Annotated in this window: 20 protein-coding genes; 7 read left to right on the top strand and 13 right to left on the bottom strand. The window is 70.4% G+C overall.

Translation table 11 applies throughout. The features are described from left to right. Window position 1 precedes the first annotated feature (1 nt). Together OMP39_RS14240 and lplT are read right to left on the bottom strand one after the other, a co-directional pair. Complete coding sequence (locus OMP39_RS14240; protein ID WP_264892453.1) at window positions 2–892, bottom strand: DMT family transporter; 891 nt, start codon at window positions 890–892, stop codon at window positions 2–4. Between the two features lie 16 nt (window positions 893–908). Next, window positions 909–2,186, bottom strand: a complete 1,278-nt coding sequence (lplT, locus tag OMP39_RS14235; RefSeq protein WP_264892452.1) for a lysophospholipid transporter LplT — start codon at window positions 2,184–2,186, stop codon at window positions 909–911. Between the two features lie 263 nt (window positions 2,187–2,449). Between lplT and alr the strand changes: the two genes are divergently transcribed. The 7 genes from alr (at window position 2,450) to OMP39_RS14200 (ending at window position 8,703) form a co-directional block, all read left to right on the top strand. After that, a complete protein-coding gene (alr, locus tag OMP39_RS14230; RefSeq protein ID WP_264892451.1) occupies window positions 2,450–3,556 on the top strand; it encodes an alanine racemase in 1,107 nt (368 codons plus the stop codon). After that, window positions 3,553–4,257, top strand: coding sequence for a TetR/AcrR family transcriptional regulator (locus OMP39_RS14225; RefSeq protein ID WP_264892449.1), 705 nt, complete (start codon window positions 3,553–3,555; stop codon window positions 4,255–4,257). Before alr ends, OMP39_RS14225 begins: the two co-directional genes overlap by 4 nt. 40 nt (window positions 4,258–4,297) lie before the next feature. Next, the gene (locus tag OMP39_RS14220; RefSeq protein ID WP_264892447.1) at window positions 4,298–5,317 is read left to right on the top strand and encodes a hypothetical protein; all 1,020 of its coding nucleotides are present in this window, start codon (window positions 4,298–4,300) and stop codon (window positions 5,315–5,317) included. A 64-nt stretch (window positions 5,318–5,381) separates the two neighbouring features. Further along, entirely contained in the window at window positions 5,382–6,434 is a 1,053-nt protein-coding gene (locus tag OMP39_RS14215; RefSeq protein WP_264892446.1) for a calcium/sodium antiporter, read from the top strand. 23 nt (window positions 6,435–6,457) lie between these two features. Then, window positions 6,458–6,820, top strand: coding sequence for a hypothetical protein (locus OMP39_RS14210; RefSeq protein ID WP_264892444.1), 363 nt, complete (start codon window positions 6,458–6,460; stop codon window positions 6,818–6,820). Window positions 6,821–6,848: 28 nt separating this feature from the next. Then, the gene (gene radA, locus OMP39_RS14205; RefSeq protein WP_264892442.1) at window positions 6,849–8,207 is read left to right on the top strand and encodes a DNA repair protein RadA; all 1,359 of its coding nucleotides are present in this window, start codon (window positions 6,849–6,851) and stop codon (window positions 8,205–8,207) included. Window positions 8,208–8,304: 97 nt separating this feature from the next. Continuing rightward, on the top strand, window positions 8,305–8,703 hold the full coding sequence (locus OMP39_RS14200) for a hypothetical protein (RefSeq protein WP_264892441.1): 399 nt from the start codon (window positions 8,305–8,307) through the stop codon (window positions 8,701–8,703). A 49-nt stretch (window positions 8,704–8,752) separates the two neighbouring features. Here the strand turns inward: OMP39_RS14200 and OMP39_RS14195 are convergent, their stop codons facing one another. The 11 genes from OMP39_RS14195 to OMP39_RS14145 all read right to left on the bottom strand — a co-directional run bounded on the left by OMP39_RS14195 (window position 8,753) and on the right by OMP39_RS14145 (window position 22,953). Continuing rightward, window positions 8,753–9,445 (bottom strand): OmpW/AlkL family protein, encoded by a 693-nt coding sequence (locus OMP39_RS14195; protein ID WP_264892440.1) that lies wholly within the window; start codon window positions 9,443–9,445, stop codon window positions 8,753–8,755. A gap of 16 nt (window positions 9,446–9,461) precedes the next feature. Beyond that, window positions 9,462–10,895 (bottom strand): alpha/beta hydrolase family protein, encoded by a 1,434-nt coding sequence (locus OMP39_RS14190; protein WP_264892439.1) that lies wholly within the window; start codon window positions 10,893–10,895, stop codon window positions 9,462–9,464. Between the two features lie 215 nt (window positions 10,896–11,110). Then, window positions 11,111–11,491, bottom strand: a complete 381-nt coding sequence (locus OMP39_RS14185) for a VOC family protein (RefSeq protein ID WP_264892437.1) — start codon at window positions 11,489–11,491, stop codon at window positions 11,111–11,113. A 317-nt stretch (window positions 11,492–11,808) separates the two neighbouring features. Continuing rightward, window positions 11,809–12,162 (bottom strand): DUF3147 family protein, encoded by a 354-nt coding sequence (locus OMP39_RS14180; RefSeq protein ID WP_264892435.1) that lies wholly within the window; start codon window positions 12,160–12,162, stop codon window positions 11,809–11,811. 76 nt (window positions 12,163–12,238) lie between these two features. Continuing rightward, the gene (locus OMP39_RS14175; protein WP_264892434.1) at window positions 12,239–13,060 is read right to left on the bottom strand and encodes a 2-keto-4-pentenoate hydratase; all 822 of its coding nucleotides are present in this window, start codon (window positions 13,058–13,060) and stop codon (window positions 12,239–12,241) included. A gap of 71 nt (window positions 13,061–13,131) precedes the next feature. After that, on the bottom strand, window positions 13,132–14,502 hold the full coding sequence (gene pelG / locus OMP39_RS14170) for an exopolysaccharide Pel transporter PelG (protein WP_264892432.1): 1,371 nt from the start codon (window positions 14,500–14,502) through the stop codon (window positions 13,132–13,134). Next, window positions 14,502–16,127, bottom strand: a complete 1,626-nt coding sequence (gene pelF, locus OMP39_RS14165; protein WP_264892431.1) for a GT4 family glycosyltransferase PelF — start codon at window positions 16,125–16,127, stop codon at window positions 14,502–14,504. Before pelF ends, pelG begins: the two co-directional genes overlap by 1 nt. Continuing rightward, window positions 16,124–17,239 (bottom strand): hypothetical protein, encoded by a 1,116-nt coding sequence (locus tag OMP39_RS14160; RefSeq protein WP_264892429.1) that lies wholly within the window; start codon window positions 17,237–17,239, stop codon window positions 16,124–16,126. The genes pelF and OMP39_RS14160 overlap by 4 nt, the downstream gene beginning before the upstream one ends. 4 nt (window positions 17,240–17,243) lie before the next feature. Continuing rightward, window positions 17,244–18,656, bottom strand: coding sequence for a hypothetical protein (locus OMP39_RS14155; RefSeq protein ID WP_264892427.1), 1,413 nt, complete (start codon window positions 18,654–18,656; stop codon window positions 17,244–17,246). Beyond that, on the bottom strand, window positions 18,656–19,222 hold the full coding sequence (locus OMP39_RS14150) for a penicillin-binding protein activator LpoB (protein WP_264892426.1): 567 nt from the start codon (window positions 19,220–19,222) through the stop codon (window positions 18,656–18,658). The genes OMP39_RS14155 and OMP39_RS14150 overlap by 1 nt, the downstream gene beginning before the upstream one ends. 53 nt (window positions 19,223–19,275) lie before the next feature. Then, window positions 19,276–22,953: a tetratricopeptide repeat protein gene (locus OMP39_RS14145; RefSeq protein WP_264892424.1), complete on the bottom strand. Its 3,678-nt coding sequence runs from the start codon at window positions 22,951–22,953 to the stop codon at window positions 19,276–19,278. Between the last annotated feature and the right edge of the window lie 32 nt (window positions 22,954–22,985).

Below are 22,985 nucleotides of genomic sequence, written 5' to 3'. Positions count from 1 at the left end.
CTCAAGCCGGACGCCGCGCGGGCCACGCCGCCAGTAATGCAGCGGCGATGATGAGCGCGCCGCCGACCAGCGTCGGGGCCGTCGACCGCTCGCCGCCGATCCACATCGAGGACGCCGACGCGAACACCACTTCGGTCAGCATCACCACGGCCGTGACATTGGCCGGCAGGCGAGACGCCCCGAACTGATAGGCCAGGTTGGAGCAGACGAAGGCCAGGGCGAGGCCGGCGGCGATGGTCACCCAGCCCCACGCGGGCGCAGGCGGCCAATCGACGCGCGACTGCAGCGTCAGCACGGCCGCCATCACGCCGGCCACGGCAATGCAGCCGATCAGCATGGCCGCTGCCCGGCCTTCCTCGCGCGTGCGGTGCGCCACGCGGCGCACCATCACGCTGTTGAAGGCGAACGCGAAGCCGCCCAGCACGGCGAGCCAGTCCGCCAGGCTGCGCGGCCAAGGCCAGCCGCCTTGGGGCGGCCACAGCACGATGGCCGCGCCGGTGAGCGCGAGCGCCACCCGCGTCGCCGAGCGGCGCGTCAGGGGCTCGTGCAGCAGCACGCGCGCCAGCAGCACCGTCCACAGCGGCATCAGATAGAACAGCAGCACCACACGCGTCACCTCGCCGATGCTGACGGCCCAGTTGAACGCGGCGTTGGTGACCCCCGAGGCCGCGGCCAGCACCCACAACACCGGTTGCTCGCGCAACTGCCGCAGCGACGACGGACGCCAGGCGACGATCACGCTCGCCGACAGCGTGAAGACCACCACCATCGTCCACAGCGGATGCAAGCCGCGCGTCGCCAGTTCTCTGAGCGGCCACCACGACACGCCCCAGACGAGGGCGTTGAGCAGCAACGTGGCGACGGGCCAGGCGGAGACGGTGCCGGACTTCATGGTGGCCGCCGCACGGTCAGTGCGGATCGCTGCGCGCCAGCGCCAGCAGCTGCTCGACCTCCTCGCGGTGGCGAACGACGTTGCGGGCGTGCCACCGCTTGATCAGCCACATGGTGCCGGCGACCACCAAACCGAACATGGTGATGGCGCCGAAAGCCGATACCCCCAGCTTGGTGAGGACGGTGTAGAAGGCTCCCAGCCCCAGGATGCAGGCCTGTTCGTTGAAGTTCTGCACCGCGATCGAGCGGCCCGCGCCCATCAGGTTGTGGCCGCGGTGCTGCAACAGTGCGTTCATCGGCACCACGAGGTAGCCGCCCAGGCCGCCGAGCAGCACGAGAAAGGGGGCCGCCACCCAGACGTTGGTGATGAAGTTCATCCCGATCACGAGCACGCCCATCGCGATGCCGAGCGGGATGACCTTCGTCGCCTGGTCCAGCCGCATCCACACCGAGGCGATGACCGCTCCGACCGCCGTGCCCACCGCCACCACGCCCACCAGGGAGGACGCCTGCGTCGTGCTGTAGCCGAGCGCCGCGGCCGACCATGCCAACACGATGTAGCGCAGGTTGCCCGACACGCCCCAGAACAGCGTGGTCGTGGCCAGCGAGATCTGCCCGAGCTTGTCGCGCCACAGCCGCCGGTTGCAGGTGCGGAAGTCGCGCACCATCTCCATCAGCGTGCCGGGCAGCGGTTGCAGCGGGGCGTCGGTGCGCGGGATGTACAAGTTGAACAGCGCCGCGGCCACATACAACAAGATGATCGAGGCGATGGCCGCCTCCGGGGCGCTGTCGATGCCCGTCGACACGCCGGGCATGTCCAAGGCGAGCAGGTGCGGCGCGACGTGCGGGCCGACGAGCTGGCCGCCGAGCAGCACGCCCAGGATGATGGAGGCGATCGTGAGCCCCTCGATCCAGCCGTTGGCCTTGACGAGCTGCGAAGGCGGCAACAGCTCGGTGAGGATGCCGTACTTTGCCGGCGAGTACGCCGCGGCGCCCAGGCCCACGATGGCATAGGACATGAGCGGGTGCGTGCCGAACAGCATCATCAGGCAGCCCACCACCTTGATGCTGTTGGAGATGAACATCACCTTGCCCTTGGGGATGAAGTCGGCGAAAGCGCCCACGAACGGGGCCAGCACCACATAGAAGAGCGCGAACATCGGCACCAGCGCCGCGCGCTGCCATTCGGCCGCCCCCGAGGTCTTCAACAGCTCGACCGCCGCGACGAACAGCGCGTTGTCGGCCAGCGAGCTGAAGAACTGCGCCGCCATGATGGTGTAGAAGCCTTTTTTCATCCCGTCACTGCCATCTTGCGGCTTCTTGCAGCCCGCGCGCCGCCCGAGCAAGGCCAACGCCGGGGCCGCGTCGCCACGGCGCCTTCATGGACGTGTCGCCATGCCCGCGCGCCGCCTCTGGCGCGCGACGGCCGGATGCGCAGGCCGGCACGGCGCGAGCGGCTTTATAGCACGCAGCCTCCCTGCGCCGACGCGAAGGATCTGCGATCGGGTGCCTCGCGCTTGGTCAGAAGTTCGGCCGACCGGCTGGCACAATGGGCCGCATGCCACGTCCGATCGAAGCCCTCATCCACCTCGACGCCCTGGCCCACAACCTGCGCCGCGTGCGCGCGGCGGCGCCGGATGCGAAGGTGTGGGCCGTGGTCAAGGCGGATGCGTACGGCCACGGCATCGAGCGCGCGTATCCCGCGCTGCAGGCGGCCGACGGTTTCGCCCTGCTCGACCTGGCCGAAGCCGAGCGCGTGCGCGCGCTGGGGTGGCGCGGGCCGATCCTGCTGCTCGAGGGCTGCTTCGAGTCGCGCGACCTGGAGCTGTGCTCGCGGCTCAACCTCTGGCACGTGGTGCACCGAGAAGAACAGATCGACTGGCTGGCCACGCACAAGACCACCTGGCCGCACCGTGTGTTCCTCAAGCTCAACAGCGGCATGAACCGGCTCGGCTTTCCGCCGGCTGCGTTCCGGGCCGCGTGGATGCGGCTGTCCGGGCTCACGCAGGTGGACGAGATCTCGCTGATGACGCATTTCTCGGACGCCGACGGCGAGCGGGGCATCGAGCACCAGTTGGCCGTGTTCCGGCAGGCCACCGAGGGGTTGCCCGGCGAGCGCAGCCTGGCCAACAGCGCGGCCACGCTGCGCCACGGCAGCCGCGCCGACGTGCGGGGCGACTGGGTGCGGCCCGGAATCGCCGTCTACGGCTCCTCGCCCGACCATCCCGAGCACGGCGCGGCGGATTGGAGCCTGCAGCCCGCGATGACCCTGCGCGCGCGCCTGATCGCCGTGCAGCAGCTGCAGCCCGGCGACACGGTGGGCTACGGCAGCACCTTCCGTGCCGAGGCCCCGATGCGCATCGGCGTGGTGGCCTGCGGCTATGCCGACGGCTACCCCCGTCACGCCGGCACCGGCACGCCCGTGCTCGTCGACGGCACGCGCACCCGCCTCGTGGGCCGGGTGTCGATGGACATGCTGACGGTGGACCTCACGCCGACGCCCCAGGCGGGCGTGGGCAGCGAGGTGACGCTGTGGGGGCGCGGCCCGCAGGGGGCCGTGTTGCCCATCGACGACGTGGCCCGTGCGGCGGGCACCGTCGGCTACGAACTCATGTGCGCGCTGGCGCGGCGGGTGCCGACCCACGTGGTGGGAGAAGCGGGGTGACTTCGACCGCGCCGGACGACGTACCGCCGCCGGAGGACGGCGGCGAGGCCGCACGGCGCGATCCGCGTGCTGCCCGCAGCGAACAGACGCTCGCGGCGGTGGTCGAGACGGCGCTGCAGCTGGCCATCGAGGGCGGGCTGCAGGCCGTGTCGTTCGGCGAGGTCGCCCGGCGCCTGGGCATCAGCAAGAGCGGGGCGTTCGTGCGCACCGGCTCCCAGGCGGCACTGATCGGACTCGTGCTGGACGAATACGACCGCCGCTTCATGGCCGAGGTGTTCCAGCCGGCGCTGGCCGAGCCCCGCGGGATGCCGCGCTTGGATGCGATCGTGCGGCGCTGGCTGGCGGTGGGACAGCGGCGCGACGCGATCAACGGCGCCCTCTACGCCTTCAGCGCCTTCGAGGTGCGCGCCCAGGACTCACCCTGGCGCGGGCGCTTGCAGCAGGGCGTGAGCGGCTGGCGCCAAGTGATCGAGCGCGCCGTGCGCGAGGCGGTCGAAGAGGGGCATCTGCGGCCGGACACGGACGCCGTCGAAGTGGCCTTCGCCATCAACGCGCTGATGTTCGGCCACATGCACGACTTCCGCTTTCTCGACGAGGAGCGGGTGCACGAGCGCACCGCCGAGGTCTATGGCCGCCTGATGTCGACCTACCGCCCCGGGGGCAAAGACATGAGGCCCGGGCCGTCTCACGTAACGGGCTGAAGCACCGCGGCCGGGGGGGCCTGTGGCACAGTGGGTCGCCATGCGCAAGCCCACCCGGACTTCGGCCCCTGCTGCGTCGGTGCAGCTCGAACGTCTGCAACTCCACGGCTGGTCATGGCAGGCCGAGGGGTGCCGCATCGCCGCTGCCCGTGTGTGCCTTCGCGGCCTCGCGGCGCGGCCGGCCGGGCACGCCGGGGCCGCGCTGCCCTTCGAGTCGCTCACCGTCGGCGAGGTGGATTGCCAGGGCGTCGAGATGGAGTTGCGGGCCCCGCTGGCGCATGCCGCGGGATGGGCGCGCGCGGCCGCCCCGGGGGCTTGGCATCTCGACGCGCTCGGCGGCTTGCACGGTTTCGTGCACGCCTTCATCACCGACGCGCTGTGGAAGGTCGATGCCGAGGTGCGCGTGCCGGTGGCGCACGGCGCGGTGGATTTCGACCAGGTGACGGTGGCCCACATCGGGCCCGATTCGTCGATGGGCCTGAGCCGGGGCGGCTTGTACGTGGACGCCCGCCACGGCGGCCGACAGTACCTGTACCTGTGGACCGAGGGCGAGATGCCGGGCGCGACCTACGAGCAGCGCGACGGGGGCGGACGCCGCGGCTCACGGGGGCGGCTGGACGTACGGCAGTTCGTCCACGGGGTGCTGGCGGGCGGGCTGCTGGGCGCGGGCGCGCTGCCCGGTCGGCCCGCTCACCGGCGGCTCGCCGCGACGCTCGATCGCACGCGACTCAACGGCGAGCTCCAGCTCGGCGACGGCGCTCTCGGTTCGGCCGACCTCCACCTGGTGCTGGAGGGCCACGAGCAGGGCAGCAACAAGGTGGTGGTGTCGGCCGCGGTCGTGAGCCACAAGCTGCTGCTGCGTCTGCACGAGCTGCGCGCCTCGCAGGCGCGGGGGCGGCTCGACGGGCGGGCCTGGCGGTGCGGCGCCGTCTCGGCCGACCTCAGCGTCAAGTGGACGCGCTCGCGTGATCCGCATGCCGAGGTGCTCGTCGTCCACGCGGGTCACCTCACGCTGCGCGATCTCGCATGGCCGCATCCCGAGCCAGGCCCGAAGGCATGAATCGGCCCGCCCCCGTAGGGCCTTGTTGCAGACGACGCGGCTGTCGCGCTGACAATCCCTCGCCATGAACCTGCTGATGTTTCTCCTCGGTCTGGCCGCCCTCCTCGTCGGCGCGCAGCTCTTGGTGCGTGGCGCGTCGCGGCTGGCGTTGTCGTTCGGCATTTCGCCGCTCGTCGTCGGACTGACGGTGGTGGCCTTCGGCACCAGCGCGCCGGAGGCCGCGGTGTCTGCCGGCGCCGTGCTGGAGGGCCGGGGAGAGTTGGCGATCGGCAACGTGGTGGGCAGCAACATCTTCAACGTGCTGTTCATCCTCGGTGTGTCGGCCCTGGTCGCGCCGCTCGTCGTGCACACGCAGGTCATCCGCCAGGAGGTGCCGCTGATGATCGCCGCCGCGCTGGTGCTGATGGCGCTGTCCTGGGACGGCCGCATCGCCCGGCTGGAGGCCGCGCTGCTGCTGGGGCTGCTGGTGGCGTACACCGGGTTCCTGGTGTGGCAGGCGCGCAAGGGCGGCCAAGACGCGAGCGACTATGCCGAGGAGATGCCCCGCAGCCAGTGGGACCGCCATTGGAGCGTGCAGGCGCTGCTGGTGTTCGGCGGGCTGGGGCTGCTCGTGCTGGGCTCGGACTGGCTGGTGACCGCGGCGGTGGCCTTTGCGCGCTCGCTCGGGGTGAGCGATGTCGTGATCGGCCTCACCATCGTCGCGGCAGGCACCTCGATGCCGGAGGTCGCCACCTCGCTGCTGGCCACCTTCAAGGGAGAGCGGGACATCGCCGTGGGCAACGTGATCGGCAGCAACCTGTTCAACATCCTCGGCTGCCTCGGGCTCTCGGGCGTGCTCACCGCGCAGGGGCTCGCGGTGCCCGCGGGGGTGCTCAACTTCGACCTCTGGGTCATGACCGCCGTGCAACTGGCCTGCCTGCCCGTCTTCCTCACCGGGCGGTGCATCGCGCGCTGGGAGGGAGGCCTCTTTGTCGGCTATTACGCCGCTTACACGGCCTACCTGATCCTCGCGGCGCAGCAGCACGAGGCGCTCGAGGCCTACTCGCAGCTGATGATGGGGTTCGTCGTGCCGCTGACCATCGTGACGCTCGCGGTGGTGCTGATCCGGCGCCGCTGAGGTGCCGGGGGAAGGGCCTTGCCATGCCGATCAACTGGATCACCGCCTTCAAGCTCATTCCCTGGTCCGATGTGATCGAGGCCACGCCCAAGCTCGTGCGCGGGGCACGTCAGCTCTGGGAGCGCACCCAGCGACGCGAGACCTCCGAGGCACTCGGCGGCTCGGGAGCGAGCCAGGCCGATCGGCTGGCCGCGCTGGAGCGGACGGTGCAGGAGCTGCAGGAGGAACTGCGCTCGTCCACGCAGCTGCTGGAGCAGCTGGCCGAGCACAACGCGCGGCTCGTCGATGCGGTGGCCCGGCTGCGCGTCCGCACCCGGGTGCTGCTCGTGCTGGCCGCGCTGGCGGGCGCTGCGGCCGCCGGGGCGTGGTGGCGGCTGGCGGGCTGAGCGGCGAATTCCCCGCGACAATGCCCGCATGGCGAAGGAAAAGACCGTCTACATCTGCACCGAATGCGGCGGCACCAGCCCCAAGTGGCTGGGCAAGTGCCCGCACTGCAACGCCTGGAACACACTGGAAGAGACCGTGCCGGAAAGCGGCTCGCGGCACCGCTTCCAGGCGCTCGCCAAGTCCAGCCCCGTCACGACCCTGGCCGAGATCGAAGCTTCGGATGTCGAGCGCGTGCCCACCGGCATCGAGGAGCTGGACCGGGTGCTGGGCGGCGGCATCGTGGCCGGCGCGGTGGTGCTGATCGGCGGCGATCCCGGCATCGGCAAGTCGACGTTGCTGCTCCAGGCGCTCGAGGCCTTGTCCCGACGCATGAGGACGCTGTACGTGACGGGCGAGGAGTCGGGCGCGCAGGTGGCGCTGCGCGCACGGCGGCTCGGGCTCGACGGCTCGGGCGTGCGCGTGCAGGCCGAGATCCAGCTGGAGAAGATCCTCGCCACGGTCGAGGTGGAGAAACCCGACGTCGTGGTGATCGACTCGATCCAGACCATCTACTCCGAGCAACTCACCTCGGCGCCGGGCTCGGTGGCGCAGGTGCGCGAATGCTCGGCCCAGCTCACGCGCACGGCCAAAGCCACCGGTGCCGCGATGGTGCTGGTGGGGCACGTCACGAAGGAGGGCGCGCTCGCGGGGCCACGGGTGCTCGAGCACATCGTCGACACCGTGCTCTACTTCGAAGGCGACACGCACAGCGCTTTCCGGCTCGTGCGCGCGTTCAAGAATCGCTTCGGCGCGGTCAACGAGATCGGCGTCTTCGCAATGACGGAGCGGGGCCTGAAGGGGGTGGCCAACCCGAGTGCAATTTTCCTGTCCACCCACCACGAGCCGGTGGCCGGCTCGTGCGTGTTGGTCACGCTCGAGGGCACGCGGCCCATGCTGGTGGAGATCCAGGCCCTGGTGGACAACTCGCCGATCCCCAGCCCCCGGCGGCTGAGCGTCGGCCTGGAGCAGAACCGGCTCGCGATGCTGCTGGCGGTGATGCACCGTCATGCGGGCATCGCCTGCTATGACCAGGACGTGTTCGTCAATGCGGTGGGCGGTGTGCGCATCAGCGAGCCGGCGGCGGACCTGGCGGTGATGCTCGCCATCCAGAGCAGCTTGCGCGGCCGGCCCCTTCCCCGGGGCTTCCTCACCTTCGGCGAGGTGGGCTTGGCGGGCGAGGTGCGGCCGGCACCGCGCGGGCAGGAGCGCTTGAAGGAGGCAGCCAAGCTGGGCTTCAGCGTGGCCGTGGTGCCGAAGGCGAACGCACCGAAGAAGCCGATCGAGGGGCTCGCGATCCACCCGGTCGAGCGTGTGGAGCAGGCGATCGACGTCGTCAAAGGCCTCTGAGCGCGGGCGCCTACCGCCGGCCGAGGCGCCGCGAGCGGGCGCCGAGCCTGTGGATCGCCGCAGGTCAGGCGGGGCGCGCCGGCTCTAACATGGCGCCATGAACGCATGGATCGGTTGGACCCTGGCGCTGATGGCCCTGGTCGTGGGGTGGGTGCAGTACCGGTGGGCGGGCCTCGCCTTCGCCTTCACCTGCATCGTCTTCTGGCTGCTGCTTCAGTTCAACAAGGCGGTGCGCGTGATGCGCAACGCGGGCAGCGCGCCCATCGGTTACGTCGACAGCGCGGTGATGCTCAACGCCCGGCTCAAGCCCGGCATGCCGATGCTGCAAGTGGTTCTGCTCACCAAGAGCCTCGGGCAGAAGCTGGAGCCGCCCGAGCCGGGCATCGAGCGGTTCCGCTGGACGGACCCGGGCGGCTCGCAGGTCACGCTGGACCTGCGAGCGGGCAAGGCGCTGCGCTGGACGCTCACGCGCCAGCCGGCCGACGCCGCGGCGTGACGGCGCAGGCGGGGCAAGGCGGTCTCACGCCCCGCCACCCGTGACCCGGTCAGAACTTCCAGCCTAGCGTGAGCGTGAAGACCACCGGGTTGAAGTCGATGGTCGTGCGCCGCACGGTGGTGGTGCCGCCGGGCTCCGTCGTGGTGGCGGTCAGGTCGCTCTTCACGTCCGCCGCGGCCACCGTGGCATTGAGTGACCAGCGCGGCGTGAGGGCGTAGCTCGCGCCGGCCTGCACGGCCCAGCCCCAGGAGTCGCTGAGCTTGATCCTGGTCGGCCCGCCGCTCGCCCAGATCCCGGCGGTGGTGCTGCGGGTGTCGATGAAGCGGGTGTAGTTGACACCGACCCCCACGAAGGGGCGCAAACGGTCTGTCCGGTCCCCGAAGCGGTAGTTCACGAACACGGTCGGGGCGACCTGCTTGGACGAGCTGATCTGCCCGAAGCCTTCCAGCGCTCCCTTGCCGTACACCTTGTGCTTGGGCGGGATGCCCAGGGCGACGTCCACGCCCCAGTGGTCGTTGAAGTAGCGCTGGTAGCCGAAGACGAGGGTGCGTGCGTCGTCCACGTCCAGCCGCGAGTTCGGCGGGGTGGAGCCCGGCGGCCCGGCCAGCGGGTCCGCCTTGGAGTCGATGGCGATGTAGGCCCCGCCGATGTAGAAGCTTTGCTCCTGAGCCACGGCGGACGGGGCCGCTGTCGCACCGAGTGCGGCGAGGACGGCGGCGAGCGATGCGCGAAGACGTGTCATGGGGTCGCCTCCTGGCTCACAGGCTGGACATCAGCACGGTGCCGAAGAAGCCGCGGATCAACGCGGCGCAGAACGGCGGGACGAGTTCGCCGTGGTACTTGGCGAGCACCGCGCTCGTGCCCCCGTCGACGGCTCCGTTCGCGACCGCCTCTTGTGCAACCTGCTGTTTGCGCAGGGAGAACGCCGCTTGCAGGTGCGGCGGTGTGCCCGAAGACGTCGTCTCCAGATCGAAGGCCGGCACCTGCAACTCGGCGGGCAGCCGCGAGTTGAAGTCCGCAGCGGCATCGGTGCTGTTGAAGGCGAACACGGTCGGGTCCATCGCGCCGTAGCACAGGGCCATCGGCTTTTGAGGCGTCCAGCCGAGCAGCGTGTTGCGCTCCACCGCCGCCTTGAAGCCGTTGTTGGGGTCGCTGAAGAAGGCCTGGCGGAAGCTCTCGTTGATGAGCCCTCCGGCGCCGAACAGCTGCCGGAAGGTCGGGTCCGCGGGCAGCTTGCCTTGCCCGATGAGCGTGGGGATCGGCGTGTCCGTGGGGAACAGCGTCTCGGCGGTGGAGGCGTAGGGCGCCTGGTACGCATCCGACGGCGACGAGTAGATGTTGCCGTAGGACTTCTGGTAGCTGGTCAGCAGCAGCGGGGTGAACAGCGTGCCACCCGCATTGACGTTCGCGTTGGTCCCGTCGCTGTTGATGATGGTGGTCATCTTCGCGAGGTTGTAGGGCCCCGACATCGGCCCGGACGCCGTCACCGTGAACTCGCGTGCGTAATCCCGTTCGATCACCTTGTGCGTGGCCATCGCGACGTGGCCGCCCTGGGAGTACCCCGTGATGAACAGGTGCGACGAAGGCTTCGTCGCGCTTTCGGCCGTGAGCACCTTCTTGGCCGCGCGCAATGCGTCGATCATGTCGATCGCCTGCGCCTCGGCGTTCAGGTACGGGTGCCACGTGAGGCTGGAGCGGTCGTAGCCGAGGTAGTTGGGCGCGACGACGATGTAGCCCTGTGCGGCGAACATCGCCATGACCAGCTTGGCCTCGCTGTCGCTGTTGTCCACCGCGGGGTCCGGGTCGGTGTCGCTCACCTGCGCCATGTTCTTCGTGCGGGTGAAGGTGGTGCCGTGGGCGTACAGCACCACGGGCCGGTTGCCGCTGCACGCCGCCGAGCTGCCGCTCGGCACGAGCACGCCGGCGCTGGCCGTGGCGGGCTGGCCCTGCGGATCGCGGGTGACGTAGACGATGTAGCGCACGTCGACGTTGCACTGTGCGGGCCCCGACAGCGGCTGGAGCCCGGAGGCCTGCGTGCCGGCGTCGATCTGCTGGGCGGTGGCCTGCCCGGCGAGCGAGGAGGCGAGCACCTGACCGCGTTCGGAAGGAGTGGGATCGTCGCCGCCGCCCCCGCAGGCGGCCAGCCACAGCGGCGCGGTCAGTGCCGCGACCAGGGATCGTTTGAATTGCATGGGTCTCCTCTGGATGCGTGGTCGATGAGTGGTGTCGGGCCGCAATAAAAGAACGAACGTTCGTTTTTGCGGCAACCACTATACGGGCGCACCCTCTCGAGGAGCCCTAGGGAAAGCCCCGGCCGTGAAGAAAAGGCGACGCAAGAGAAGACGCGCCGGGCGCCTCATCGGCGGCCCGGCGCGTCGCGCCTCGATCTGGCCAGGAGAGCGGCTGTTCAATGCATCGCGTGCAGACCCACGCGATTGCCCTCGGGGTCGAGGATCTGGGCGAAGTAGCCGTGGCCACCCGAGATCTCGGTGCGGCCGATCACGACGCGCCCGCCGGCGCGCTCCACACGCGACAGCACCTCTTGGACCCCGGGCTCGGCGTTGAGGTAGACCGTGGCACCTTGCGATCCGGGCTCGCAACCCTCGCCCATCGACAGGCAGCCGTTCACGCCATCCTCGTGGGCGGGAAACATGGCCATCAGATGACCGTCCATCTCGGTGCGCGGCATCGTGATGCCGAACACCGTCTCGTAGAAGCGTTGTGCGCGGTCCATGTCGCGCACCGGAATCTCGAACCAGTTGACCGCATTGCGGGTGTTCATGTCCATGGCAAGCTCCTCGGATGTCGAGGCTTCCGATGCGGTGCCCCGGCTTCTGACAGCGTAGTGACGGCAGCGCTCGCCTACAAGCGCTGCACGCGCGTCAAATGCCGATCACCCACCCTCGGGCCATAGGCCCGGCTCGCAGCCCCAGGCCGGGATGCCAGGCCCTGAGCCGCGCAGGGGCAGGCTCGACCGCGGACAATCCCCGGGCATGAAAGACGTGAAGGATCGCCCCGTTCCCCGGCGCACGGACCTGCCGCCCTACGAGGAACTGCCCGTGAAGCTGCATCGTGCGCGGCAAGGGCCACGAATCGTCGTCCCCCTCACGGCAGCAGGTGGATGCCGAATGGGCGGACCAGCAGCACAAACAAGCCAAAACAAACGACAGTAAGGCCCACGCTGGCCAGCAGGGTCAGCCAGAACCCGAGGCGAGGCAGCCAAAACGGGAACGCCAGGAACATGGGCAGCGTCGGCAGCACGTACCAGAACGTGTACCACGCATGGTTGGAAATCTTCTCTTCGGGCTGCTTCTCGACGTAGAGCCAGATGAGAGCGAGGAACGTCACCAGTGGGAGCGCGGCGATGAACCCGCCCAGCTTGTCGCTGCGCTTTGCCGCTTCCGACACCAGCACGACGACGGCGGCAGTGACGAGATACTTCGTGATGATCCAGCCCACGGCGATGTCTCCAGGAGCGCGCGTCGATCGAGTTCGGGCTGCGGCCCGTCTCAGGCGCGATTCGCCTGCAGCGATCTCATGAAACGAACTCCACCGCCATCCCGGGCAGGGCAATGCCGTGCAGGTCGGTGCGCCAGACTTCGCCTGCCTGGACGCGATGCGCGGTCGTGATCGTGCCGGTGGTCACCAACTCGCCGGTCTGGAGCGGCGGGTACTGGGGCTGTCGGGTCAACACGGAGATCAGGTGCGCCAGAGCAAGCAACGGGCTGCCCAGCACGTTGGCTCCAACGCCGCGTTCGCGCAGCACACCGTTGCAGGAGAGGTCCACGGTGAAGCGCTGGAGGTCGTCGATCACGCCGATTCCGAGGCGCCTGAGCGGTTGAGGTTCGCCGACGAGCAGCGTTGCGTGCAGAGCCCAATCGGCGACGGTGTCGGCCGCCTCGAACTTCCATCCGGGAAAGTGCGACTGCACGATCTCGAGCCCGTGCGCGACCCAGTCGATGCATTCGAGAACGGAGGGGAGGTCCGGTTCAAGAGGTGGCGCTTTGTGGAAGTGAAAGACGATCTCCGGCTCGATCTTGGGCTCGGTGAACTGGGAGATGGAGCAAGGCCGCAGCTTGCCATCGGTGTGGACGACGGTGGAGTCATAGACGTAGGCCCAGATCGGTTCTCGCACACCATAGCGATCCCACATGTGCGGATTGGTGAAACCGATCTTTCGTCCGACCGGTACGGCGCCTTGCTGCACGCGGCCTCGATGAATGAGGTCTGCGACCGCATAGGCAGAGGCGAGGTCAAAGCCCTCGATCTGCGCGCTGAACGGGGAAATCTGGCGGCTTTCATCCTGGGCCGCCTTCATCTGTTGCGCAACGGCGCGGATCACGTCGGATGTAAGCATCTGGACACCCCGAGGCTTCGGTGCATGGGCCAGCACCAAGAGTACCCAATCCGGCGATCCGATTCCACCCTTCACTGCAACATGAACGTCAAGTACTCCAGCTTGCGAAAGAGCCGCTGAGCGAGCCACAGGGCCAGCATCAGGGCGCCCAGCAGCGCCAGCGCCAGGCCGTAGCCGAAGAACTCGGCGCCCAGCGTGATCGACAAGAGTGACAGCGCGACGTTGAGCACGGTGAGGGTGACGGTGACGGCGACGACCTCACGGCGGCGGTCGAGGTAGTACAACACGTTGAGCACGGCCAGCAGCATCACCTGGAAGCTCGCGGCCGCGGCGTGCACGAGGAAGAGCGGGATGTACAGATCGCTGATGCCGATCCACGCGAACAGCGACGGCACGAAGGTGTAGACGGCCAGGAGCGTGATCGTCTGCACCTTCATGATCTGGTAGAGGCCCTCGCGCACCGTCTCTTGCATGCGGTCGTGGTAGTGGGCGATGTCCTGCAGCGAGCCGCCTTCGCGCACGGCGTCGTAGAACTTGTCGTACCACTCGACGAAGTCGGTCTCGAACTTGACGAGGAAGATGCCCATGCCGGGGATCACGCACAAGTAGGCGAGGAACACGGGCAGGTCGTAGATGACCGAGGCGCGCATCCACCCGATCACGTGCTGCGACGTCTGCTCGGAGTACCAGAACACCAGCTTGTCGATCCACACGCCGAGGTTGTAGAAGAAGCCGGCGAGCAGCAGCTCGGGGTACATCTGGCGGCGGCCGAAGCATTCGAGCGAGATCGGCTCGCGCAGGGGGAAGTTGCGCAGGATGAGCGCCACCATGCCAAACCACATCGCGAACTGCCCACCCAGGAAGCCGGCGAAGAGCCCCTCCACGCCCAGCGGGCGCAAGGCCCACGCGAGCGTGACTGATAAGCCATAGCCGCCCGCATAGAGCAGCAGGATGGCGCGGTACTGCTTGAGGCCGGACAGCAGGACGGTGGCCACCCAGATGTTGCTCATCAGCGCAAAGCCGGCGATCAGCAACACGCGGTAGAGGTTGCTCGCGTCGCGAAAACCGATCCAGGCGAACAGCCACGCCAGCGTGCCGCTGGCGGCGGTGGTGACGAGGGTCACGCCCAGGAAGTTGGGCACCACCGCTCGGTCGCGCTTTTCGAACAGCCGGTCGGCCACCCAGCGGGTGAAGGCCAGTTGCAGCCCGCCGGTGACGATGAGGGAGCTCATGATGAGGTACGTGACCGTCACCTGGAACTGGACGATCAGCGCGTCGGGGTAGACGGTGCCGATCGACAGCACACCGATCGCGATCAGCCCGACGATGGAGAACACCCAAGGCCCGGAACTGATGATGGAGGCGTAGGTATAGGCCCTCAGCAGCCCGAGGTAGGACTCGGTGCGCAGGAGCTTGCGCAGCTCGAACCCGATGCCGGCCATCAGGCGCTCTCCTCGCGCGCGGGCCAGGGCGCCTCGCCGCGCAGGATGGTGGCCACCCGGCCGACCTCGTCGGGCACGCCGCGCTGGCGGGCCTCGCTGCGTGCGAGGGCGTCCTCGTAGACCAGGCGGTACTTCTCGAACATCAGCGGCTGTGTGTAGTAGCGCTCGACGCGCTCGATGCCGGCGGATTGCGCGCGGCGGTAGGCGTCGGGATCCGACAGCAGGCGCGCGCAGGCCTGGCCCAGCGCCTGTGCATCGGCGATGCCCACCACCTCGCCCGAGGCCCCGAGCGCCTCGTCCTCGGGGCCCAGGCCGTAGATGAGCTGCTTGCACGAGCCGACGTCGGTAGTGACGGCCGGCACGCCGGCGGCATAGCCCTCCAGCAGCACGAGCGGCAAGGCCTCGCTGATCGACGACAGCACGACGAGGCCGATCTTGGGCATGAGCTCCACGAGCTTCTGGAAGCCCAGGAACCGCACCTTGTGCTCCAGGTCGAGGCTGCGTGTCAGCTCGCGGCACTCGCGGGCGTACTCGGGGTTCTCGTCCTCCGGGCCGGCGATCCAGCCTTCGAGCTCGGGTATGCGGTTGCTCGCCACGCGCACCGCGCGGATGAAGGTCTTCACGTCCTTGATCGGCACCACGCGGCCGATGAGGCACATCACCGGCGGCGGCACCTCGGGCCGCTGCGTGCGCGTGGCGGCGAAGGGGCCCACGTGGATGCCGTTGGCGATGTTGCAGGTGGTGCGCGCATCGGCCCCGTCGGCGATCTGGCGCTGGCGGTTGGTCTCGTACAGGGCGATCACCGGGTCGGCCGCGTCGTAGCACATCTGCCCGAGCGATTCGAACATGCGGATCCACAGCTCGCGGAAGTACCCCGTCTCGCCGGCGGTGCGCTCGAGCACCGGCAGGTTGTCGCTGATCCACTGCGCCGAGAAGAGGTCGATGCGGCGCTCCTTCGTGTAGATGCCGTGCTCGGAGAGCACGAGCGGCCGGTGGTGCCTGCGCGACAGCACGGCACCCAGGTAGCCGGCATAGCCGGTCGAGACGGTGTGGTACACGCGCGCCGGGGGCAGCTGCTCGGCCAGGTCGGCCAGCGTCCACAGCGGCGTGTGCATCGTGCGCACCGTCCAGAAGTAGTCGACGAAGGACGGGTCGGTGCAGCGCAGCTGGTACTGCTCTGTCATGTAGCGCCACGACTCGTGCGAGTGCAGCAGGTACGCGAGGGTCATGTCCTCGCGCATGAGCTTCAGGCTGCGGGCGAGCAGCTCGGCGCGGGCGGCCGCGTGTTGCTTGCGGCGCAGTTCATCGTGCAGGCGCTCGACCACCTCGGCGGTGCGCGGGTCGCCGCGCCATTCCCGAGGCGGGGGCAACACCGCCTCGGAGAACAGGTAGTGGTGCGTCAGCCCCACGACGTTCTTCGGCATCTGGTAGCGCGGCTGGGCGTAGTCCTCGGGGCGAGAGCCGATGAAGACGATGTGGAACTGCAGGTCCGCAAAGCCGCTGACGATCTGATGCACCCAGCTCGACACGCCTCCCGAGACATAGGGGTAGGTGCCCTCCAGCAGCAGCATCACATCGATGCGCGTGCCGGGCGGCGGCACGAGGTCGGCCGGCATGGTGTTCATACCAGGGCCTCCGGCGCGGTATGCAGGGGCGGGGTCGCCGGAGCCGACAGGGGCGCGGGCGCGGTGGGCGTCGCGTCTCTTCCTCCTTCTTCGTGCGCCGACCACACGCGCACGACCGGCCGCAGGCGCGGAGCCACCTGCTCGGTGCGCATGGGGCGCAGCACTTGACGCACGTCGGCATAGCGGCGCTCCTGCCAGGCGAGTTCGGCGGCATACGGGCGCCACATGGTGGGGCTGGCGTCGGTGGCGCGCAGGCGCAGCAGCATCTCGCGGGCTTCCTCGTGCGCGCCCAGCGCCAGACTCAGGCGCAGATGCATCATCAACAGGCTCGGTTCGGCCGGCGTGGCCTCCAGCGCGAGCCGGCAGTACATCTTCGCCTGGTCCATCGTGAAGTCGCGCAGGTCGCCCTGGGCCAGGCCCTGGTAGACGAACTCGAGTTGCAGCTCGGCCACTTGCTGCGCGGCGCGGGCGAACTGCGCCCCCTGCGCACCCTCGGCGCGCAGGCCTTCCAGTTCGCGCATGGCGGCTTGCAGCTTGGCGGTGAGGTTGCGTTCCCACACCTCGACGATGCTGTAGGCCAGCAGACGGATCTCCTCGTCCGGGTCCGCCAGCAGGCTGCGCAACGTGGGCACGGCCACGCGCGGAGCCATCTCGCGCAGCGCCAGCACGGCGCGTATGCGTTGGGCGCGCGGGCGCGCCGGGTCTCGCGCCATGCGGGCCACCTGCCCGGCGGGCAGTTCGTCGGGGCGCTGTTCGATGTCCAGCGTGAGGGCGAACACTTCGAGCTTGGGCGCGTCGCGCAGGTGATCGAGCCGCTGCACGCGGGCGGGCCAGGCGCGTGCCAGCCAGGCGGCCGCCAACACGCCGGCCGCACCAAGCACGGGCAGCACCAGGGCGAGGGCATACGCGAGGGCGAGCGCCAGGCGCGCGGGGCGCTGCATCGCTGCGGGCAGAAGACGACGCATCAACAGGGCCGTCGGCACCGACGCTATGGCATGCGCGATCCAGAAAGCGAGGTACATCGTCCGGTCCCCGCTGAGCAGGAGCGTCAGCGCGCCCGTCTCGAGTGCGAGGGTGCCGGCGGCGAGCTTGGCGATGCTGGCGAGATCCACCGCTTCAGCTCCCCCCGCGCAAGTGCTGGCGCACGTCGTCGCGCAGCCGGGCGAAGCTGCCCGCGGCGTCCACGGTGTAGACGACGGGCTCGATGTCCTGTGCGGGCTCGCCGAGCACCGCCTCGAGCGTCTCTTCCATGTTCTGCAAGTAGGCGTTGAGTGCCGCGGCACTGACGAGCGGCAGCACCGTCACCCAGGCGGCCTTGCCCGCCGCACCGTCGATCAGCCAGCTCTCGCTTTCCACCGGTTGGGCCTGCTCCAGCCTTGCCCGCTGACCGGGGTTGAGCGACTGCGGCAGCGTCCACAGCACGGCCTGGCTGTGAAGACGGGCCCGCCGCCCCAGCCTCGTCAGCGCGGTCCACTCCTGCTGCAGCTCGATGGGGGCCTCGGGCCAGGCTTCGCGCAGCGGCCCCACACCCTGCTCGCGTTCGACGAAGTCGCGGTAGGCGTCCACCAACACCTGCAGACGCTGCAAGTTCGTCTGCTCGAACGACATGAAAGGCATCGTATGGGCGGCCAGCAGGGCCTGCACTTCGCCGTCCTCGGCGCAGCGCACGACCGCTGCGTAGACCCAGTCGCTGGTGTCGGCCTCGCCCAGCGACTCCTGGGCGATGTGGGCGGCGTGGCGGTTCTCGAGGACGGTCCCGATCAGCGGGTGGGTGTCGTCCAGATCGGGCAGCTCGTGGCCGAGCGACGCCGCTTTGCGCCACCCTCGCGAGGCCGCAGCATCGCGTACGAAGATGGCGGATTCCACGACCCGGCACGACTGGCTGAGCAGTTGCAGGAATCCCGTGGCCTGCGGCAAGCGGATGCGATCGTCCTCGTCGGCATCGGGGTGCTCACGCTGCCACTGCGCACACAACTGGCGGAAATCGAGCAGGGCGTCGCGCAGCGTGAGGGGGCGGTCCACCAATTCCTGCTCCAGCGTCGCCAGGGCCTCCTTCACGATGAACAGGCGCCGTTTCGTGCGCTCCAGCCGCACCTCCAGGTCCGCCGCGGTCTCGCGGTGCAGACGCTCGCTGCGCCGGTAGGCCGAGCCGAACTCGCCCAGGACGAGCGTCATCAGCGTGCCGCCCAGAAAGAACTCGCCCGGGAAATCGAACTGGGCGCCGGGTGCCGCGAAGCTGCCGTGGTTCCACCACCACACGGCGGCGTACAAGGCGGCGCCCAAGAGTCCGTAGCCTGCCCCGTAGCGAACCGCGGCGAGCCACGCGCCGAACCACACCCATGGAAAGCCGCCCCGCAGCGCAAGCGGATCTGCCGGACTGAGTTGCCAGGCCGCGGCCAGCACGAGCAGCGGCAGCAGCGCGCTCTCGGTCCACGCCCACCAGGTCGTGGCGCCGGCGCGCGGCCGCCACACCCGGTTCAACCAGGCGCGGCGGCGTCGCAGGCGGGTGCGGGCGCGTTGGAGGGGCATCAGCGACGTTCGGCGGCAGGCACGCTCTGGACTTGAAGTCCGCGCAACAGGTCCTCGATCTGCGACTGCCCGACGGCGGCCAGTGCCTCGTAGCCCCAGCCGGTGCGCGCCCCGGTGGCCGACCAGACCACCTCGCCGCTCCTCACGTCGGTGAGGCTGAGCGTGATGCCCACGGCGGGTTCGCCGTCCACGCCGCTCTTGTAGCGCCACTCGGTGACGGTGCCGCTCATGGCCCAGCGCGCGCCTTCGCGCCGCGCCCACTGCAGCGACTCCTGCAGGCTGGGCGGCTGCGTGGCCTCGAGTGGGTTGTCGGGGCCGCGCAGCGGGTAGCTGAGCACCTTCAGTCCGCGCTGCTGCAGCAGCGCCACCAGAATCGCGTGCGCGCGCCGGTCCGCGAACGCGGCCTCGGTGGCGTTGTGCAGCGGCAGCACGGCGACCGTGTCGGTCGTGCTCACGGCGGCAGCCCGTGCGGGCACGGCGCGGACCGCACACCCCGCGGTCCAGGCCGCGATCAACGCCAGGCCCGAGGCCATGGCCACCCGTCTCGTCATCGCTGTGCAGTCCATCGCTGCGGTTCCTTGTGTCGTGGGTCGATCCATCGTTCGCTTCTCGTCGTGGTCTACCGGCCGAACCATCGCCGGTACTGCAGGCGCACCTGCTGACCGGGCCCGGTGTCGGACTGGCTGCGTTGCACGCTGAACTCGAGCTCGTCGTCGCCTGCCACCGGCCCGCGCCACGCGATCGATGCGGCAGGGGTGAAGCCCGTGCGGCTCGAACGCGCCAAGGTGACCTCCACCTGCGGCCACCAGCGGCGCGAAGGCAGGCCATCGGCCAGCCCCCAGCGCACACCCAAGCCGAACTCGGCCTGCGAGCCGGGCAGCACCTGCGCGCCCGACAACGCCTCGCCGCTGGCGACCCAGCGGCCGAGCTCGGGCCGCGGGATGTCGTCGGCATGCTCGTCGCGCCAGGAGGCGAAGCCTCGCACGGCGAGCACCGGTTCGGCCCGGCGCAGCCAGTAGCCGGCTTCGGCGCGCAGCTCGGTCGTGCGGCCCAAGCGGCTTCCTCGGTCGGTGCGATAGCGTGCGGCGGTGGCCGTGGCCGTGCCGTACAGGCGCCCGTGCACACCCTCCCACTGTAGGGCGAGGTGGTCCCGGCGCGCCGCCAGCCTCAGCAAGTCGGTGTCGCCCGCGGCCGCGTCATAGGCCGCCGAGAGGCCGAGCCGGTACGCGTCGGTGAGCTGGTAGCGACCTTCGACCTGCACGGCGCTCGTCTGCTCGCCGACGCCATGGCGCTGCAGGGCGGCCGAGAGTCGGGCTCGTTCGCCGGCCTGCCAGGTGAGTGCGACGCCGGCGAGGGTCTGGCCCGACGGCAGCGGCGCCAGCGTGGAGCCGCCGCGTCGCGCGAGGCGCTCCCGCAGGCCGTGCGCGGTCAGTCCGAGGCGCTCGCCGAGGGCGAGGTGCACGGTCGCGCCGGTCCGGCGCAAATCGAGGCCGCCCAGGCGCTCATCCTGCAAGCCCAGCTCGGCACGGTGAGTGCGCTCGCGTTGCCGCTCGGTGTGCAGGCTGGCGAACGCCCGCAAGCGATCGGGGTCGTCCTCGCGTGCCGCCGACCGCTCCACGATCCGCGCGCTTTCGGCAAGCGAGGTCTCGCGTTCTCCGACCAGCCACAGCGCTTCGGCGCGGTCCTCGGCGGTCAGCGAGGCGCTGCCTTCGCGCCATTGCTCGCGCACCGTCTCGCGCTCGCCCCGCGCGAGGGCCCGCAACAGCCGCTGGCCCGCTCCGATCGAGCCGGCAACGGCTCGCCGTGCCAGCCACCAATCGGCCCACGAGTCGAAGTCGAGCGCGAGCAGCCAGTTGACGATGGCGGCGTCGGCCAGGGTCTCGGAGGCCGGCTCCAGACCGCCCTCGCGCAAGCGCTCGCGCAGGTCACGTACCAAGGCCCGCTGCTCGGCCTCGGTGGCCCGGCCGGGGGCGAGGCGCAGTTGCAGCAGCAAGCGCGCGAGTTCCTGGCCGGCGCGGGGCCGCGCGCCGGCAGGAGCGGCCGATGCGCGCACGAGCAGGTCCCAGGCGCGCTGCCGTGCTCGCTGCGCCGGGCCGCGCTGGCCCACCTGCTCCAGCAGATCAGCGTAGCTGGCGAGCCACAGCGGATCGTGCTCGCGCCGCGCGTACTGGGCCCGCATCAGCTTCGCCGCCCAGGCGGTCTGGCCCAGTTCGCGCGCTGCCTCGGCGAGCACCAATGCGCCCTCGGGATCGCGCTCCAGGCGACCCGCCTCCCGCGCCAGCGTCGCGTGCAGCTCCTCGAGCATCTGGCGCTCGAGGAGCAAGCTCACCCAATCGATGAGGATCGGCACGTTCTGAGGGGCCAGGGCCCGTGCGCGGCGCAGCAGGCGCAGGGCCGCCTCCATGTGGCCGAGGCCCCTCCACAGCGCCGCCTGACGCTGTACCACCGCGGGGCGGCGCTGCAATTGCGCGCCCACGGGTGAAGCGGCCATGGCGCGCTCCCACTCGAGCAGAGACGATGTGCTGGGCTGCTGCGCAATGACGTCCAGCCACAGCTCGGCCAGACCTGCCGAGGCACGGTGCGACCACAGCGACGGGGCCAGGCGCAAGGCCGCGGAGTTGCCTTGGAGACGGCGCGTGAGCGCAAGCAGGCGCTGGGCACGAAACTCGGCCATCGCGTCCTCGCCTTCTCCATTGAGAGCGTAGAGCGCGGCGTAGTCCCTCCATGCCCGGCGATCATCGCCCAGCTCCCACGCCAGGTCGGCCCGCAGTTCGAGATAGGTTTCGCGCACCTCGGCCGGCGTGCCGGCCTCCGGGTCGGGGGCGAGGAGCCGGGCGGCGTCTTCCAGCCGGACGGCTGCGAGCATGGCGCCAGCGCCTTCCAGGCGCGCTGCCGCGTCGAGCAGGCCCTTGCGGGCGGCCTCCTCGTAGGTGGCCAGCGCCTCGTCCACCTGGGCCTCGGCCCACAGCAGTTGCGCCAGCACGCGCAGCAGGCCCGGGTGTTGCCGCACCGCCCGGCGGGCGACTTCGATCGCCTCGGCCGTGCGGCCCTGCTGTCGCAACAAGGTGATGTAGGCGGTCCAGTCGGCGAACGGCATCGCACCGGCGGCTGCGCGCGTGCGCCAGTAGGCGATCATCGCGTCCCATTCGAGCAGGCCGGGGGCCAGCGCCTGGACACGGCCTTGCGCTTCGCGTGCGAGCGGCCCGCGCATGAGCTGCACCCACAGCGGCAGCGCTTCCCGGGGGCGGCCCGCCCATTCCAGCACCCGGGCATGGCGCTCGGCCCACACGGTGCTCGCAGCGTCGAGGCGACGTGCGAGGGCGCTGACTTGCAGCGCCGCGTCGAGGTCGCCGGCCGCGGCAAAGACGCGCCAGGCCTCGTCGAGCCCGCGCGTGTCCAGGCGGGCCGAGCCCTCCAGGGTGCCCGTCGCGTCCATGCCCAGCGCGCGGCGCAACCACTGCGCGGCGTCCACCGGCTGACCGGCAGCCACCGCCAGCCGCGCGAGCAGCCATGCGTCGGCGGTGTCCACCGGGGCCGGGGCCCCCAGGCCGCCCGCAGCCACCCGGTAGGCCTGGACCGCGTCGCCCGCGGAGAGCCAGGCCGCCGCCGCAGCGCGCCAGAGCGCTCGCTGGCGCAGCCCGTCGCTCGCCTGCGCGGCGGCGGTGAGCAATTGCGCGGCCGCCCGCGGTTGCGCCAGCGCCAGGAGGCGGCGTGCGAGATCCTCCGCCTGCAGGGGAGCCGAGCGGCCGCGCGCATCGGCCTCGGCCAGCAGCGCGCCGCTGCGGTCGAAGGCGCCCAGTTCGTGCAGCAGTTCGAGCGTGCCGATCCACTCGGCCGCCGAGGCCGGGCGACGCGAGAGGGCGCGCTCCAGCACGATCGCGTGCCAGTAGGCGGCCTCTTGCGTCTGCCCCGCGTCGCGGGCCGCCCGCCATGAGGCCACGGCCACCCGCTCGCGCAGCGCCTCCGCCTGCGGGCCGGCGACCTGCTGGAGCACCTGCCAGGCGCGGCGCACCTCGCCGATCGCGAGATAGCGCTCGGCCAGCAGTGTCAGCAGGCGTGCATCGCCGGGGTGCAGTCGCAGCAGGTTCTGCAAATAGTCGATCGCCAGCGCGTGATTGCCGGTCCGCTCGATCAGCCGCACCAGCCCCTCCCCGGGAAACACGATGGCCAGGACCACCAGGCAGACCCCGCCGAGGCCCACCAGCGCCCCGCGCGGCAACAGCCGGCTGCGCCGCGGATCGTCCGGCGACAGGCTGAGCAGGGGCCGGCGCCGCTGTTCGTCGGAGGGCGGGTCCACGGCAGCAGGCCGCGCCACGCGACGGCCGAGCG

This window comes from Schlegelella aquatica (assembly GCF_026013905.1).
GTDB classification, from domain to species: domain Bacteria; phylum Pseudomonadota; class Gammaproteobacteria; order Burkholderiales; family Burkholderiaceae_C; genus Caldimonas; species Caldimonas aquatica.
Note: the sequence above shows the minus strand (reverse complement) of the source record. Positions and strands in the feature narration are given on the sequence as shown.

Excerpts from the sequence above, each read along its gene's own strand:
- OMP39_RS14240 (WP_264892453.1), bottom strand. The coding sequence starts at position 892 with ATGAAGTCCGGCACCGTCTCCGCCTGGCCCGTCGCCACGTTGCTGCTC.
- lplT (WP_264892452.1), bottom strand. The coding sequence starts at position 2,186 with ATGAAAAAAGGCTTCTACACCATCATGGCGGCGCAGTTCTTCAGCTCG.
- alr (WP_264892451.1), top strand. The coding sequence starts at position 2,450 with ATGCCACGTCCGATCGAAGCCCTCATCCACCTCGACGCCCTGGCCCAC.
- OMP39_RS14220 (WP_264892447.1), top strand. The coding sequence starts at position 4,298 with ATGCGCAAGCCCACCCGGACTTCGGCCCCTGCTGCGTCGGTGCAGCTC.
- OMP39_RS14215 (WP_264892446.1), top strand. The coding sequence starts at position 5,382 with ATGAACCTGCTGATGTTTCTCCTCGGTCTGGCCGCCCTCCTCGTCGGC.
- OMP39_RS14210 (WP_264892444.1), top strand. The coding sequence starts at position 6,458 with ATGCCGATCAACTGGATCACCGCCTTCAAGCTCATTCCCTGGTCCGAT.
- radA (WP_264892442.1), top strand. The coding sequence starts at position 6,849 with ATGGCGAAGGAAAAGACCGTCTACATCTGCACCGAATGCGGCGGCACC.
- OMP39_RS14200 (WP_264892441.1), top strand. The coding sequence starts at position 8,305 with ATGAACGCATGGATCGGTTGGACCCTGGCGCTGATGGCCCTGGTCGTG.
- OMP39_RS14195 (WP_264892440.1), bottom strand. The coding sequence starts at position 9,445 with ATGACACGTCTTCGCGCATCGCTCGCCGCCGTCCTCGCCGCACTCGGT.
- OMP39_RS14190 (WP_264892439.1), bottom strand. The coding sequence starts at position 10,895 with ATGCAATTCAAACGATCCCTGGTCGCGGCACTGACCGCGCCGCTGTGG.
- OMP39_RS14185 (WP_264892437.1), bottom strand. The coding sequence starts at position 11,491 with ATGGACATGAACACCCGCAATGCGGTCAACTGGTTCGAGATTCCGGTG.
- OMP39_RS14175 (WP_264892434.1), bottom strand. The coding sequence starts at position 13,060 with ATGCTTACATCCGACGTGATCCGCGCCGTTGCGCAACAGATGAAGGCG.
- pelG (WP_264892432.1), bottom strand. The coding sequence starts at position 14,502 with ATGGCCGGCATCGGGTTCGAGCTGCGCAAGCTCCTGCGCACCGAGTCC.
- pelF (WP_264892431.1), bottom strand. The coding sequence starts at position 16,127 with ATGAACACCATGCCGGCCGACCTCGTGCCGCCGCCCGGCACGCGCATC.
- OMP39_RS14155 (WP_264892427.1), bottom strand. The coding sequence starts at position 18,656 with ATGCCCCTCCAACGCGCCCGCACCCGCCTGCGACGCCGCCGCGCCTGG.
- OMP39_RS14150 (WP_264892426.1), bottom strand. The coding sequence starts at position 19,222 with ATGGACTGCACAGCGATGACGAGACGGGTGGCCATGGCCTCGGGCCTG.